At 53.9% G+C, this 12,579-nt stretch carries 11 protein-coding genes; 7 read left to right on the top strand and 4 right to left on the bottom strand.

Going from position 1 to position 12,579, the window contains the following annotated elements:
* The first annotated feature begins 7 nt into the window (after nucleotides 1-7).
* Genes G8770_RS13685 through G8770_RS13660 form a run of 6 tightly spaced genes read left to right on the top strand, consistent with a single transcriptional unit; the run spans nucleotide 8 to nucleotide 5,128 of the window.
* On the top strand, nucleotides 8-793 hold the full coding sequence (locus G8770_RS13685; RefSeq protein WP_167187715.1) for a DUF3450 domain-containing protein: 786 nt from the start codon (nucleotides 8-10) through the stop codon (nucleotides 791-793).
* Nucleotides 790-2,166, top strand: a complete 1,377-nt coding sequence (locus G8770_RS13680; protein WP_167187712.1) for a MotA/TolQ/ExbB proton channel family protein — start codon at nucleotides 790-792, stop codon at nucleotides 2,164-2,166. The genes G8770_RS13685 and G8770_RS13680 overlap by 4 nt, the downstream gene beginning before the upstream one ends.
* Before the next feature lie 10 nt (nucleotides 2,167-2,176).
* Nucleotides 2,177-2,704, top strand: coding sequence for a MotA/TolQ/ExbB proton channel family protein (locus tag G8770_RS13675; RefSeq protein ID WP_167187710.1), 528 nt, complete (start codon nucleotides 2,177-2,179; stop codon nucleotides 2,702-2,704).
* Nucleotides 2,705-2,744: 40 nt separating this feature from the next.
* A complete protein-coding gene (locus G8770_RS13670; protein ID WP_167187707.1) occupies nucleotides 2,745-3,149 on the top strand; it encodes an ExbD/TolR family protein in 405 nt (134 codons plus the stop codon).
* 8 nt (nucleotides 3,150-3,157) lie between these two features.
* Complete coding sequence (locus G8770_RS13665) at nucleotides 3,158-3,766, top strand: energy transducer TonB (RefSeq protein ID WP_167187704.1); 609 nt, start codon at nucleotides 3,158-3,160, stop codon at nucleotides 3,764-3,766.
* Nucleotides 3,767-3,781: 15 nt separating this feature from the next.
* Nucleotides 3,782-5,128, top strand: coding sequence for a tetratricopeptide repeat protein (locus tag G8770_RS13660; RefSeq protein ID WP_208022252.1), 1,347 nt, complete (start codon nucleotides 3,782-3,784; stop codon nucleotides 5,126-5,128).
* Between the two features lie 254 nt (nucleotides 5,129-5,382).
* On the opposite strand, the gene G8770_RS13655 is transcribed toward G8770_RS13660, so the two are convergent.
* The 4 genes from G8770_RS13655 to argE form a co-directional block, all read right to left on the bottom strand.
* Nucleotides 5,383-6,123: a Crp/Fnr family transcriptional regulator gene (locus G8770_RS13655; RefSeq protein WP_167187698.1), complete on the bottom strand. Its 741-nt coding sequence runs from the start codon at nucleotides 6,121-6,123 to the stop codon at nucleotides 5,383-5,385.
* Between the two features lie 256 nt (nucleotides 6,124-6,379).
* Nucleotides 6,380-8,215: a dihydroxy-acid dehydratase gene (ilvD, locus tag G8770_RS13650; protein ID WP_167187695.1), complete on the bottom strand. Its 1,836-nt coding sequence runs from the start codon at nucleotides 8,213-8,215 to the stop codon at nucleotides 6,380-6,382.
* A 226-nt stretch (nucleotides 8,216-8,441) separates the two neighbouring features.
* Complete coding sequence (gene argA, locus G8770_RS13645) at nucleotides 8,442-9,815, bottom strand: amino-acid N-acetyltransferase (RefSeq protein WP_167187692.1); 1,374 nt, start codon at nucleotides 9,813-9,815, stop codon at nucleotides 8,442-8,444.
* A 52-nt stretch (nucleotides 9,816-9,867) separates the two neighbouring features.
* Nucleotides 9,868-11,016, bottom strand: coding sequence for an acetylornithine deacetylase (gene argE / locus G8770_RS13640; protein ID WP_167187689.1), 1,149 nt, complete (start codon nucleotides 11,014-11,016; stop codon nucleotides 9,868-9,870).
* 388 nt (nucleotides 11,017-11,404) lie between these two features.
* On the opposite strand from argE, the gene G8770_RS13635 reads away from it, so the two are divergent.
* Complete coding sequence (locus G8770_RS13635) at nucleotides 11,405-12,577, top strand: porin family protein (RefSeq protein ID WP_167187686.1); 1,173 nt, start codon at nucleotides 11,405-11,407, stop codon at nucleotides 12,575-12,577.
* The last annotated feature ends 2 nt before the right edge of the window (nucleotides 12,578-12,579 follow it).

Raw genomic sequence — 12,579 nt, 5'->3', positions numbered from 1 at the left:
GGGATTTATGAAGAAGCAGCGATTAAAAGCCGTGGCGTTAACCACCGTGCTTTCTGCGAGTGCGCTGATTGGTAGCGTGGCTCAAGCAGACCAAACGTTGAATTCCATTCTGGCAACTGGCGAGCAGAAAACCAAAATTGCTCAAGCCTCTCAGCAACAGGTCGACAAGATCGCTGAGCAGACTTCCAGCCTGCTGAATGATTTCAAGGTAGTAAACAAGCAGATCGAAGGGTTGCGTGTTTACAACGGACAACTGGAAAAGCAAATTGCCAATCAGTTGGAAGTAATTTCTCAGTTGGATGAATCCATCGAAAACGTGACCGTTATGGAGCGTCAGGTTCAGCCTTTGATCCTGAAGATGTTGGATGGCCTGGAGCAATTTGTTGCTCTGGATGTTCCTTTTCATAAGGAAGAGCGCGAGCAGCGTCTGGAAATGTTGAGAAACAATCAGGAGCGTGCTGATATCTCGGTTGCCGAGAAGTTCCGTCAGGTTCTGGAAGCTTACAAAATCGAATCTGAGTACGGTCGCAAGATCGATACTTACGACGATACTCTGACCGTTGGTGGTCAAGAGCGTGAAGTGAACATCCTGCGTGTTGGCCGTGTTGCCCTGATGTACCAAACCAAGGACACCCAGTTGTCCGGTGCTTGGGATCAGCGTCAAAAAGCATGGGTTGAGCTGGACTCTGGTGAGTACCGCAGTGCCATTCTGAAAGGCATTCGCGTTGCCAAGAAACAAGCATCTATCGATGTATTAAGATTGCCGATTCTGGCTCCGGAGGCTGCGCAATGAAAATGACTTTTGCAAAACGCTGCCTGGCCGTGGCAGCCGCAGGACTGTTAAGTTCTGGCGTCGTAATGGCACAAGATAAAGCCCAGTCTCTGGAACAGCTGCTTAACATGGTTAAGCAAAGCAAGGTTGCAGAATCTGCGGAACACAAAAAGCGTGAAGCTGAATTTCGTCGTCAGAAGAGTGAGCAACAATCTCTGCTGAACCAGGCTAAGCAGACCAAACTGAACGAAGAAAAGCGTTCTGAAGCTCTGGAAGCCAAGTACAGTCAGCAAGAATTGGATGTTACTGCCAAGCGCAAGCAGCTGCAGGAACGTCTGGGTTCTTTGAAAGAATTGTTTGGTCACCTCACCTCTACTGCGGGTGATTTGCGCAACAACTTGAGCACTTCTATTGTTTCTGCCCAGTACCCTGGTCGTGCTGCATTCCTGGATACTCTGATCGACAAGATGAACAGCGCTACTCAGCTGCCAACCATCGAAGAGATTGAGCGTCTGTGGTTTGAAATTCAGCGTGAAACCATCGAAGGCGGCAAAACCGTTGTCTTCAGCGGTACGGTAATTAAGCCGGACGGTGAGCAGGCTACTCAGGATGTGGTACGTATTGGTAACTTCCAGCTGTTGTCTGATGGCAGATACCTGGAATTCGTACCTCAAGGCGAAAAAATGGCCGAGCTGACTCGTCAGCCAGCGGGTTCTCTGTTGTCTGCTGCGTCTGAATTGCAGTCTTCTACCGACGGCTTTACCCGTGTCGGTATTGACCCTACAGGCCCTACCGGTGGTTCTTACCTGTCGGCTCTGATCAACAGCCCATCGATTGTTGAGCGCTGGCATCAGGGTGGCCTGGTTGGCTACATCATCACCGCCGTTGGTGCTTTCGCAATGCTTCTGGCTATCTGGCGCTTCATCGTGCTGGCCGGTATCAGCAGCAAAGTTAATGCTCAGTTGAAATCCACCACTGCCAATACCAACAACCCTCTGGGTCGTGTATTGAAAGTGGCTGAGGACAACAAAGGTCTGGATGGTGAGTCACTGGAACTGAAACTGGAAGAGGCAACTCTGAAAGAGCGTCCAGCGATCGAATCCGGTCTGAACCTGTTGAAAATCATCTCTATGGTAGCCCCTCTGCTGGGTCTGCTGGGTACCGTAACCGGTATGATCATCACCTTCCAGGCGATTACGATCTTCGGTGCGGGTGATCCTAAAGCCATGGCGGGTGGTATCTCCGGTGCTCTGGTAACCACAGTTCTGGGTCTGGTTGTTGCCATCCCAACTGTACTGATGCACACCTTAGTTAACGGCCGTGCCAAGCGTGTTCTCCATATTTTGGATGAGCAAAGTGCTGGTATCATCGCCGAAAACGCGGAACGTAAGTAGGAGATAGCGCATGTTGGCATTGATGGACGCACTAGCAGCCATTAAGGCCTTTGTGGCTCAGGGCGGTGATGTATTGTTGTTGATCGCCGCACTGACCTTCGTCATGTGGACTCTGATTTTTGAACGTGTGTGGTATTTCCACGGAGCCTTGAAGAACGATGTTCAAGGCGCCCTGGATGTCTGGGAAGCTCGCGGAGAGCGCAAATCCTGGAATGCCCATCAAGTTCGTTATGCACTGATTTCCCGCGTTTCTGAAAAAGTTAACGTGAATATGGATATGGTTGCCACTCTGGTGGCACTGGCACCCCTGTTGGGGCTGCTGGGTACCGTAACCGGAATGATCGAAGTGTTTAACGTACTGGCAGTAACTGGTGGTGGTGATGCTAAATCCATGGCTGGTGGTGTTTCCAAAGCAACAATCCCGACAATGGCGGGTATGGTTGCGGCACTATCAGGCGTATTTGGTAACACTTACATTACCCGTACTGCAGAGCGTGAAAATCAGCTGCTTGAAGACCACTTGACGATGGACCATTAAGGCTTAAGTAAAGCATTAACCGGTTACTAAGAGAGTTATCATGGGCAGAAGAAATAAGGCAGCTGAAGAAGATCAGAACGCCATCGACTTAACGCCGATGCTTGACGTGGTTTTTATCATGTTGATCTTCTTCATTGTGACTGCTTCCTTTATTAAGGAAGCCGGCATTGAAATTAATCGCCCTGAGGCGACGACAGCAATGCTGAAAAAGAACGCCAACATTCTCATAGCTGTCAGCTCTAACAACGAAGTCTGGATCGACAAATCCCGTATTGACATTCGTGCTGTGAAAGGCAGTATCGAACGTCTGCACGCGGAAAATCCGAAAGGTGCTGTCGTTATCCAGGCGGACGATGATTCCAATATCGAAACCTTGACCAAAGTTGCGCAAGCAGCTCGCGAGGCGGGTGTAATGGATGTTTCTGTATCTACTGAGAAGAAATAGAGCGCTCTATGAATGTTGCAAGATTAGTATTGGCAGGGTTGTTGGCAGCAGCCACGACCTTCGGCCTACTGTTTTTGATGCACGCATTGATTGCGGCCGACAATAAGCCTCCTGAAGAAGCGGATGAGCGTAAAGTGGCCGACATTTTTATGCCGGAGCGTCAAATCGAAACCAAGTACGACACCGAGAAGCCGGACAAGCCAGAAGACCCGGAAGAGCCGCCACCTGATATGCCAGAGCCAGAGTTTGACCAACCTGAGGTTAACCCTGATGCTCTGAATATGTCGGCTCCTCGAGTCAAGCCAAACCTGAACGTTAAAGGTGTGGGTGGATTCGGATCTGACGGTGAGTACCTACCAATTGTAAAAGTTCAGCCGCAGTATCCACGCCGAGCTTTGTCACGCGGTATCGAAGGTTACGTAATTGTTGAGTTCACTGTAACGACCAACGGTTCTGTTAAAGACCCTGTTGTAGTTGATGCGGATCCACCCAATATCTTTAACAGTGCAGCCACTAAAGCCGCACTCAAGTTTAAGTATAAGCCTCGCGTCATTGACGGCGAAGCGGTGGAAGTTCCTGGTGTACGCAACAAAATCACCTTTGCTATTGCCAAGTAAACAATGGGAAAGACTATGAAGATGACGGCTAAGGTTTTGAAGCTCGTCAGACAATCACTGATGGTGGCACCACTGGCGTTAGCGCCAGCTGCTTCCAGTGTTGTCCTGCAATCTCTGGGTCTGGATGCACTGTCTTCTGGCAGTGCGTTCGCTCAGGAAGGTGAGCAAGAAAAGCCCAAATACACGACTAAAAAATCTTACTCATTGCGTCAGAACGTTTTTAAAGATTTTGCAAAGGTGCAGGAAAAGACCGATGCAAGTGATTGGAAGGGTGCTCTGGTTGTCTTGAAAGATCTCGAGGCGTCCAAAGGCGCTAAGTATACCAGCTTTGAGAAGGCCAACCTGTGGAACTACTTTGGTTGGGTGTATTACTCGCTGGAAGACTACCCGCAATCCATTCGCTACTACAAAAAAGTTTTGGCGGAAGAAGAACTGAGTGAGGCGCTGGAGTTAGGGACTCTCTACACTTTGGCACAGCTGATGTTCGTACAGGAAGACTATCGTGGTGCGGTTGATCTGCTGAAAAAGTGGATGAAGTTACAGCCGATTGTTGGTGCTGATGCCTATGTGTTAATTGCACAGGGTTATTACCAGCTGAACGACATGAATTCTGCGCTGAGCAACATCAACACGGCCGTTGATAAGTTCGAAAGTACTGGCAAGGTGCCAAAAGAAAACTGGTACACCCTGCAGCGGGCAATTTACTACGAGAAAGGCGATAACAAAAAAGTTATTTCGATCTTGGAGAAGTTGATCCGTCACTACCCGAAAATTACTTACTGGAAGCAACTGTCCGGTATGTATGGACAGGTAGAGCAGGAGAAGAATCAGCTGCATTCCTTGGATGTGGTTTACCTGGCGGGTGAACTCAACAATGAAAAAGAGCTGTTGAACCTTGCTTACCTGTACATGGGTCAGGATGTGCCTTACAAGGCTGCCAAGATCATCGATAAGGGCATGAAAGAAGGCAAGATCGAAAAGACTTCCAAGAACCTGGAAGTGCTGGCGACTGCCTGGCGTCTGTCGCAGGATGTGAAGAAGTCCATTCCAGTGATGGAAGAGGCTGCGTCTAAATCCGATAAAGGTGATTTGTACGCTCGTTTGGCCGGTATTTATCTGGACAACGACGAAAACAAGAAAGCCATTGAGGCCGGGGCGAAAGCCTACAAGCGCGGTAGCATCAAGCGTCCGGATCAGTTGCAGATCGTTCTTGGTATGGCTAATGCCAATCTGAAACAGTATGGCAAAGCCATTAAAGAGTTCGAAAAAGCAGCGAAAGATAAGCGCAGCAAGAAGTTTGCTGTCCAGTGGATTGAGTTCTGTAAGAACGAAAAGAAACGGGAAGATTCGCTGAAAAGCTAATCAGCTAAACACCCATTTATGCAATCCGTAAATGGGTGTTTTGATGCGGCTCACAAGGCCGCGTCATCTTTTATACTTGTCTCACACCTCACACCTCACACCTCACACCTCACACCTCACACCTCACACCTCACACCTCACACCTCACACCTCACACCTCACACCTCACACCTCCTTATTACTTCCTCTGCTCATCACACAAGTTGCATGGCGCAGCCAGAGAGAGCCCGCTGGGGTGACTCGCAGCTTCGGTACTAAATGTCCTCAGTGACTTCCTTTAAACCTTCGCAATCGAGCAGGGTGATTTTTCGATACCCGACCTCCAGTAATCCGTCGGTTTGCCATTTTTTCAGGGCTTTGTTGACGTGTTGCCGGCTGACGCCCAGGGTGGCCGCCAGTTCATCTTGCGACACACTGATTTCGGTGGGCTGACTGTGGTGATTGCCATCGTTTTGTTTCTGAGCGATGAACAGCAGGCGTTTGGCCAGTTGCTGCGGCAGTTCAAGGCTGGTGGTATCTTGATGAATGTTAACCAGCGCGCGCAGCCGATGGGCGGTAAATTGTAGCATGCCCGCGAGGATTTCCGGGTGCTGCTGAGACAGGCTCAGGTACTGTTTGCGGGTTAATACTGCCAGCGTGCAGTCGGTACTTGCGACCGCGATGTTTTGTCGGGGCTGACCATCGATAAAGCTCAGTTCACCAAAGGTGCAGCCTCTGGGCAGGGTGGTGATGGCGATGTCCTTCCCGGAAAGCGTGGTATTGGTCAGCTTGATGCAGCCTTCCAGTACGGTATAAATTTCATTGGTGGGTGAGTGATGGGCGTAAACGGTTTCGGTTCGTTTGTAGTGGCGTATGTCCATGTTGGCAATCACCGCGTCCTGTATCTCCGCGGGGAGAAAATAGATCCACTGTTCATGAGCCTTGCGGGGGTACTCGGCTCGCAGGCGGGCTTTGCCGTTGTCTTTCTGGGTATTTTGCAGGTGTTCGATTTTCATGGGCAAACGTCTTTATTGGCAGCGCCTTTAGTATATAGGCTTTTATCGCGTTCGAGGCGTTTCAGTCGAGGTTTGACTGGACAATCGGCTGCTTCAGGTAACGTCATTGGGTGGAGTGCCGGGGCGGAAGCTGCTGTCCCGGCAAAAGCAATCACGGCTGGAGCAGGGTGTCTTTGAGCCCCCTGCAGATAACACAAAGGCCTCCGGAGAGGCCTTTGTGTGGCAAGCAGTCAGCTGTCTGAGACGTGCCAGGTGCTCAGTCTAACTTGCTCAAGTCCCGGACGGCGCCCTTATCGGCACTGGTCGCCAGCAGGGCGTAGGCCTTGAGGGCGGCGCTGACTTTGCGCGGTCGGTGTTTGACAGGCTTCCAGCCCAGTTTGTCCTGCTCCTGGCGTCGCTGATCCAGCTCTTGTGAGCTGATCAGGACGTCAATTGAGCGGTTGGGGATGTCGATCTTGATACGGTCACCGTTGCGCACCAGACCAATAGCCCCACCGGCAGCGGCCTCTGGGGAAACATGACCGATGGACAGGCCGGAGGTGCCGCCGGAGAAGCGGCCATCGGTCAGCAGCGCACACTCTTTGCCCAGACCCTTGGATTTGATGTAGGTGGTCGGGTAGAGCATTTCCTGCATGCCGGGACCGCCGCGGGGGCCTTCGTAGCGCACAATCACGACGTCTCCGGATTTGACCTTGCCGTCAAGGATGTCAGCAACCGCTTCATCTTGTGACTCGGTGACGTACGCGCTGCCTTCAAACACCAGAATGGAGTCATCAACACCGGCGGTTTTTACCACACAGCCATCCAGGGCGATGTTGCCGTGGAGGACCGCCAGACCACCTTCCAGGCTGTAGGCGTTCTCCAGCGAACGAATGCAGCCGTTACTGCGGTCGGCATCCAGTGACGGCCAGCGAGTGGCTTGACTGAAGGCGACCTGAGTCGGAATACCGGCCGGGCCGGCCTTGTAAAACTTCATCACTTCCGCCGAGGGTTGGCGCATGATGTCCCATTCGTCCAGAGCGTCTTTCATGCTGGCGCTGTGCACGGTGGGCAGGTGTGCATGGAGCAGGCCGGCACGATCCAGCTCACCCAGAATGGCCATGATGCCTCCGGCACGATGTACATCCTCAATGTGGTATTTCTGGGTGTTGGGCGCCACTTTGCACAGCTGCGGGATGCGCTTGGACAGCTGATCGATATCGGCCATGGTGAAATCTACTTCGGCTTCCTGGGCGATGGCCAGCAGGTGCAGAATGGTGTTGGTGGAGCCGCCCATGGCGATGTCGAGGGCCACGCAGTTTTCAAAGGCCTCAAAGGTGCCAATGGAACGTGGCAGAACGCTGTAGTCGTCGTCTTCGTAGTGACGCTTGGCCATCTCGACGATGGTGCGGCCCGCGCGCAGGAACAGTTGTTCACGGTCTGCGTGGGTGGCAACCACGGTGCCATTGCCAGGCAGTGCCAGGCCCAGTGCTTCGGCCAGGCAGTTCATGGAATTGGCGGTGAACATGCCGGAGCAGGAACCGCAGGTGGGGCAGGCGCTGCGCTCGATTTCGGCCACGTGCTCGTCAGAGAAACTGTCGTCAGCGGCAATGACCATGGCATCGACCAGATCCAGCTTGTGCTCGGAGAGCTTGGTTTTACCGGCTTCCATGGGGCCACCGGAGACGAAAATCACCGGGATGTTGAGGCGCATGGCGGCCATCAGCATGCCCGGGGTGATCTTGTCACAGTTGGAGATGCACACCAGGGCATCGGCGCAGTGAGCGTTGACCATGTATTCGACCGAGTCGGCAATGATGTCACGGGATGGCAGGCTGTAGAGCATGCCATCGTGCCCCATGGCAATGCCGTCATCCACCGCAATGGTGTTGAATTCCTTTGCGACACCGCCGGCTTTCTCAATTTCCCGGGCGACCAGTTGACCCATGTCTTTGAGGTGGACATGACCGGGTACGAATTGAGTGAAGGAGTTGGCAATGGCGATGATGGGCTTGTGAAAGTCTTCGTCTTTCATGCCAGTGGCACGCCAGAGTGCGCGGGCGCCGGCCATGTTGCGGCCAGCGGTGGAAGTCTTGGAGCGATAGACGGGCATAGGTGAAACCTCTTTGCCGGTGTTTGATACAGGTTAAAACGCGCGATAGCGTCAATCGAATCGGTCATTTTATCAGGTTTTGCCGCGTTTGAATGCCTTGCGATTGCGCCTTTAGTATCGCCGTTGAAGGGTGGGGCGGGTTTCATCGCCCCGAGCAGCAGTGCCTTGTGTAAAGGTGCTGCCTGTGGGATGACGATCTGCGGGTAACACAACCCGCGATCGCTGCTTAGAGGGTTTTGATGAAGACTTTGGAGTTGCGCTGGAAGTTGTAAAGGCTCTGCTTTTCTGCTGGCAAGCGGTCGAGACTGGCCGCCACAAAGCCCTGTTCCTGAAACCAGTGGGCGGTTTGGGTGGTTAGCACAAACAGCTCGCGCACGCCCATGTTGCGAGCTTGCTCTTCTATGATATCGAGTACCAGCTTGGCCCGACCGCCCTTGCGATACTCGCTGTGAGTGGCGACGCAGGAGAGTTCGGCAGTGGTGGGTGTGGCGCCAAACGGATAGAGCGCGGCGCAGGCGATGATGGTGCCGTCTTTTTCGAGGATGGTGAAGCGATCGATCTCGCTCTCGAGCAATTCCCGCGAGCGTCTGACCAGTGCACCTTGTTGCTCTAGGGGTTCGATCAGCTCCAACAGGCCGCCGACATCGTCGATGGTGGCCTGGCGGGTGAACTCGTAGTTGTCGCGGTGTACCAGGGTGCCGGAGCCGTCACGGGTAAACAGTTCCTGCAACAGTGCGCCGTCGTCCCGGTAGCTGATCATCTGGGCTCTGGGAACGCCCAGTTGGCAGGCGTCATAGCAGGCCTGCAGTGACTGGGAGTGGTCGTGATCCTTTTCCAGCTGCTGCAGTTGTTGCCCGCATTCGGACACGCTCAGTTGGCGACACAGTTTGCCGTCGTGATCGTAAAAGCCTTCTTCCGAGGTGAACGCGATGAGTTTGTCGGCATCGAGGGCGATGGCTATCTGGGTGGCGATTTCGGCAAAGCCCAGATTAAACATTTCTCCGGTGGGGGAGTAACCCAGTGGCGAGATGAGCACAATAGCGCCGCTGTCCAGTGCCTGGTGCAGGGCTTTATCGTCAATCCGCCGTACTTTGCCAGTGTGCTGCAGGTCAATGCCGTCAATCACGCCGATCGGTTTGGCGGTGACGAAATTTCCGCCCACCACACGGATATGAGCACCGTGCATGGGGGAGTTGGGCAGCCCGGTGGACAGTGCGGCTTCAATGCTGAAGCGCACTTCGCCAATCGCCTGGCAGACCCCGTGTATCTGGGCGGCATCGGTCACTCGCCACTGCTGATGAAAGTCCGAATGGGTGTGTTCCAGGCCCAGGCGGGCATCAATTTGCGGGCGGGCGCCGTGTACCAGCACCAGCCGCACGCCGAGACTGTTGAGCAGAGCGATGTCGTGAATGATGTTGGCGAAATTTTCGTTTTGCACCGCGGCGCCGGGCAGCATCATCACAAAGGTTTTGCCGCGGTGGGCATTGATGTAAGGCGAGGACTGACGAAACCACTGTACGTAGTCTTTGGAGTAGCCCTTGGCAGGGTCTTTTGACGCGTGTGCGGCCTGCTTGTGTTTGCCGTGACTGTTGCTGCTCACCGGTGGTCCTTGTCTTCGCTGTAATGACTAAAAAATAAGATAACTCAACCTATTATAAACAGAACTGCTTAATCAAGCCTTTCAGGGTTTCAATGGCCGGTTTGACCTGTTCCAGCGGAATGTACTCATTGGGTTGATGCGCCTGGTCGATATGCCCGGGGCCCATGACAATGGTTTCCATTCCCAGGGCTTGCAGAAATGGCGCTTCGGTGGCAAACGCCACACTTTCGGAGCCGTTGCCGGTGAGCCGTTCTGCCGCTTGCACCAGTGCCGAGTTGGCCGGCTCTTCAAACGCCGGGACACCGCCAAACAGCGTCTCACGACGGATGGTTGTGCCGGTGCTGAGGGCGATGGGATGGATGCGGGCATCAATCTCCTGGCGCAGCTCGTCGTTGTCCATGCCCGGGATTGCGCGCAAATCAAATTGCAGTTCGCAGTGGCCGCAGATGCGGTTGGGGTTGTCGCCGCCGTGAATGCAGCCCAGGTTCAGGGTCGGACCGGGAATGGTAAACCCGGGATTGTGGTAGCGCTGTTGCAACTGTTGGCGGTAGCTCATCAGCTCGCTGAGGACCTGATGCATGGACTCCAGCGCACTGTTGCCCAGTGACGGGTTGGAAGAGTGGCCAGCCAGCCCTTCAATGTGAATTTTTTCCATCATGATGCCTTTGTGCATCCGGATCGGCACCAGGCCGGTGGGCTCACCGATGACGGCGTAGCGGGCTTTGGGCCTGCCCAGTTCGGCCAGCGCGCGAGCCCCGCTCATGGAGCTTTCTTCATCGGCAGTGGCGAGGATAATCAGCGGCTGTTGCAGGGGCGTGCCCACAAACGCCCGGGCTGCCTCAATGGCGATGGGGAAAAACCCTTTCATGTCCGTGGCCCCGAGCCCAAACCAGCGATGGTCTTTTTCGGTGAGGGTAAACGGGTCGCTCTGCCATTGAAAGTCATCGTAAGGCACGGTGTCGGTGTGGCCGGCAAGCACCAGCCCGCCCGGACCGGTGCCCAGGGTTGCGATCAGGTTGCATTTCCGTCCGCCGGTTCCCGGCAATTCCAGAATTTCTGTGACAAAGCCCAGCTCTTCCAGCCAGCCCGCCAGCAGCTCGATTACCGCCCGGTTACTCATGTCCCACTTGTCGCTGTGGCTGCTCACCGAGGGGCTGGCAACCAGTTGTTGGAGCTGGGTAAAAATATTGGGCAGAGGCATGTGAGTCAACCTGAACTGTAGGGGGTAAGAGGGTAACGGAAACCGCCAATGTAACAGATTATGGCCCGTCCGCGCTATGAGCCGGAGAGCCTGGTCATTGGGACTGCCGCACCGCTGTTGGGACGGGACGCCGGCGGCTTGGTGGCGCGTTCATCCAGCCGGGGGGTGCGCTGTCTTTGAGCAGGGCTACGTCATTTGACGTAGGTGCTTGGGCCAATTGGCGAATGGTGGGCGCAATGGGCTTGTGGGTAAATAGAGGCTCTAAAAAGTATTACGCAGCAATCCGCTTAACAGCAGTTTTTCTTAACAACGACCTTTCTCAGATCAGCCGTTGGCAGGAAAGTTTCACCGCTGTTTAAAAACAACATTGGGGTCTTAGGGTATCACTATGAACAAGGAACTGATTTCTTCATTGTATCGACGTTTAAGTTGGCGGGCCGGAGTGTCCGCCGGTCTGTTGGGCGTGGCGTGTCTGTCATCGCCAGCCATGGCGGGCGCAAAAGTTGAGTTGGACGAAACCCGCTGGTTGAGCGTCGGCGCAGGCTTGCGAGCTCAATACCAATCGATTGAGGACGGCGCGCCCAGCGGCGATGACCGCAGCAACGATTTTGCTGTCGCCAATATGCGTCTGTACATGACAGGTCAAGTGCACGAATACATTAAGTTTACCTTCAATACTGACAAGGTCAGTGATGAAGAAATGATCGTGCTGGACGCAATCGCCCAGTTTGAAATGAGCCCGGCGTTTAATGTCTGGGTGGGGCGCATGTTAACCCCGGCCGACCGCATCGAAATGAACGGCCCCTTTTACGCGTTGAGCTGGAATCAATACACCGTGCCGCTTTACCCGTCGGATCAGGGCGGCAACGTGGCGGGTCGCTACGGTCGCGATGACGGTGTCACGGTGTGGGGCACACTGGGTAAATTTCAGTACGCCATCGGTGCCTTTGATGGCATTAACGGCTATTCCAATCAAGAGGACAACCTGCTGTTTGCCGGTCGCTTTGCCTTCAATTTCTTGAATATGGAAGCGAACCCGGGCTATTACACCAGTTCCACCTACTACGGCGGTCTGGGCAACATCTTAACCGCTGCTGTCTCGTTTCAAACACAAAGTGACGGCACCGGCAGCGAAGGTGAAGCCGGTGACTTCAGTGGCTACACCGTGGATGTGTTGTCAGAGACGGTGTTTGGCAGCAACGTGTTAACCCTTGAAGGCGAGTATAAAGATTTCGATGCGGACTACACCCTGGCCACACCGCCGGCAGAGGCGACCGGCGACTGTTTCTGTCTGTTCGATGGCACCTCTTACTTTGCCACCGCCGCGTTTATGTTTGGCGCCGAAGTGGGGCCGGGTAAATTTCAGCCTTACGTGCGTTATGTCGAGAATGACCCGAGCGATGCGGACACCACCGACTCCACCGAAATTGGGCTGAATTATGTGATCTCGGGCCACAATGCCCGCGTCAATCTCAATTACATCGACGGCGATGCCAACATCAGTGGCTACGGTGGCCCAGACGTCAATGCCCTGACGTTAGGTTTTCAAATTCAATTGTAAGC

The sequence above is a fragment of the Pseudomaricurvus hydrocarbonicus genome, from assembly GCF_011602365.1.
Taxonomy (GTDB): domain Bacteria; phylum Pseudomonadota; class Gammaproteobacteria; order Pseudomonadales; family Cellvibrionaceae; genus Pseudomaricurvus; species Pseudomaricurvus hydrocarbonicus.
The sequence above is the reverse complement of the archived record's forward strand: the minus strand, read 5'-3'. Positions and strand labels throughout refer to the sequence as shown.

What these genes read in the sequence shown, in the direction of transcription:
- G8770_RS13685 (WP_167187715.1), top strand. Translation starts at nt 8, where the DNA reads ATGAAGAAGCAGCGATTAAAAGCCGTGGCGTTAACCACCGTGCTTTCT.
- G8770_RS13680 (WP_167187712.1), top strand. Translation starts at nt 790, where the DNA reads ATGAAAATGACTTTTGCAAAACGCTGCCTGGCCGTGGCAGCCGCAGGA.
- G8770_RS13675 (WP_167187710.1), top strand. Translation starts at nt 2,177, where the DNA reads ATGTTGGCATTGATGGACGCACTAGCAGCCATTAAGGCCTTTGTGGCT.
- G8770_RS13670 (WP_167187707.1), top strand. Translation starts at nt 2,745, where the DNA reads ATGGGCAGAAGAAATAAGGCAGCTGAAGAAGATCAGAACGCCATCGAC.
- G8770_RS13665 (WP_167187704.1), top strand. Translation starts at nt 3,158, where the DNA reads ATGAATGTTGCAAGATTAGTATTGGCAGGGTTGTTGGCAGCAGCCACG.
- G8770_RS13660 (WP_208022252.1), top strand. Translation starts at nt 3,782, where the DNA reads ATGAAGATGACGGCTAAGGTTTTGAAGCTCGTCAGACAATCACTGATG.
- G8770_RS13655 (WP_167187698.1), bottom strand. Translation starts at nt 6,123, where the DNA reads ATGAAAATCGAACACCTGCAAAATACCCAGAAAGACAACGGCAAAGCC.
- ilvD (WP_167187695.1), bottom strand. Translation starts at nt 8,215, where the DNA reads ATGCCCGTCTATCGCTCCAAGACTTCCACCGCTGGCCGCAACATGGCC.
- argE (WP_167187689.1), bottom strand. Translation starts at nt 11,016, where the DNA reads ATGCCTCTGCCCAATATTTTTACCCAGCTCCAACAACTGGTTGCCAGC.
- G8770_RS13635 (WP_167187686.1), top strand. Translation starts at nt 11,405, where the DNA reads ATGAACAAGGAACTGATTTCTTCATTGTATCGACGTTTAAGTTGGCGG.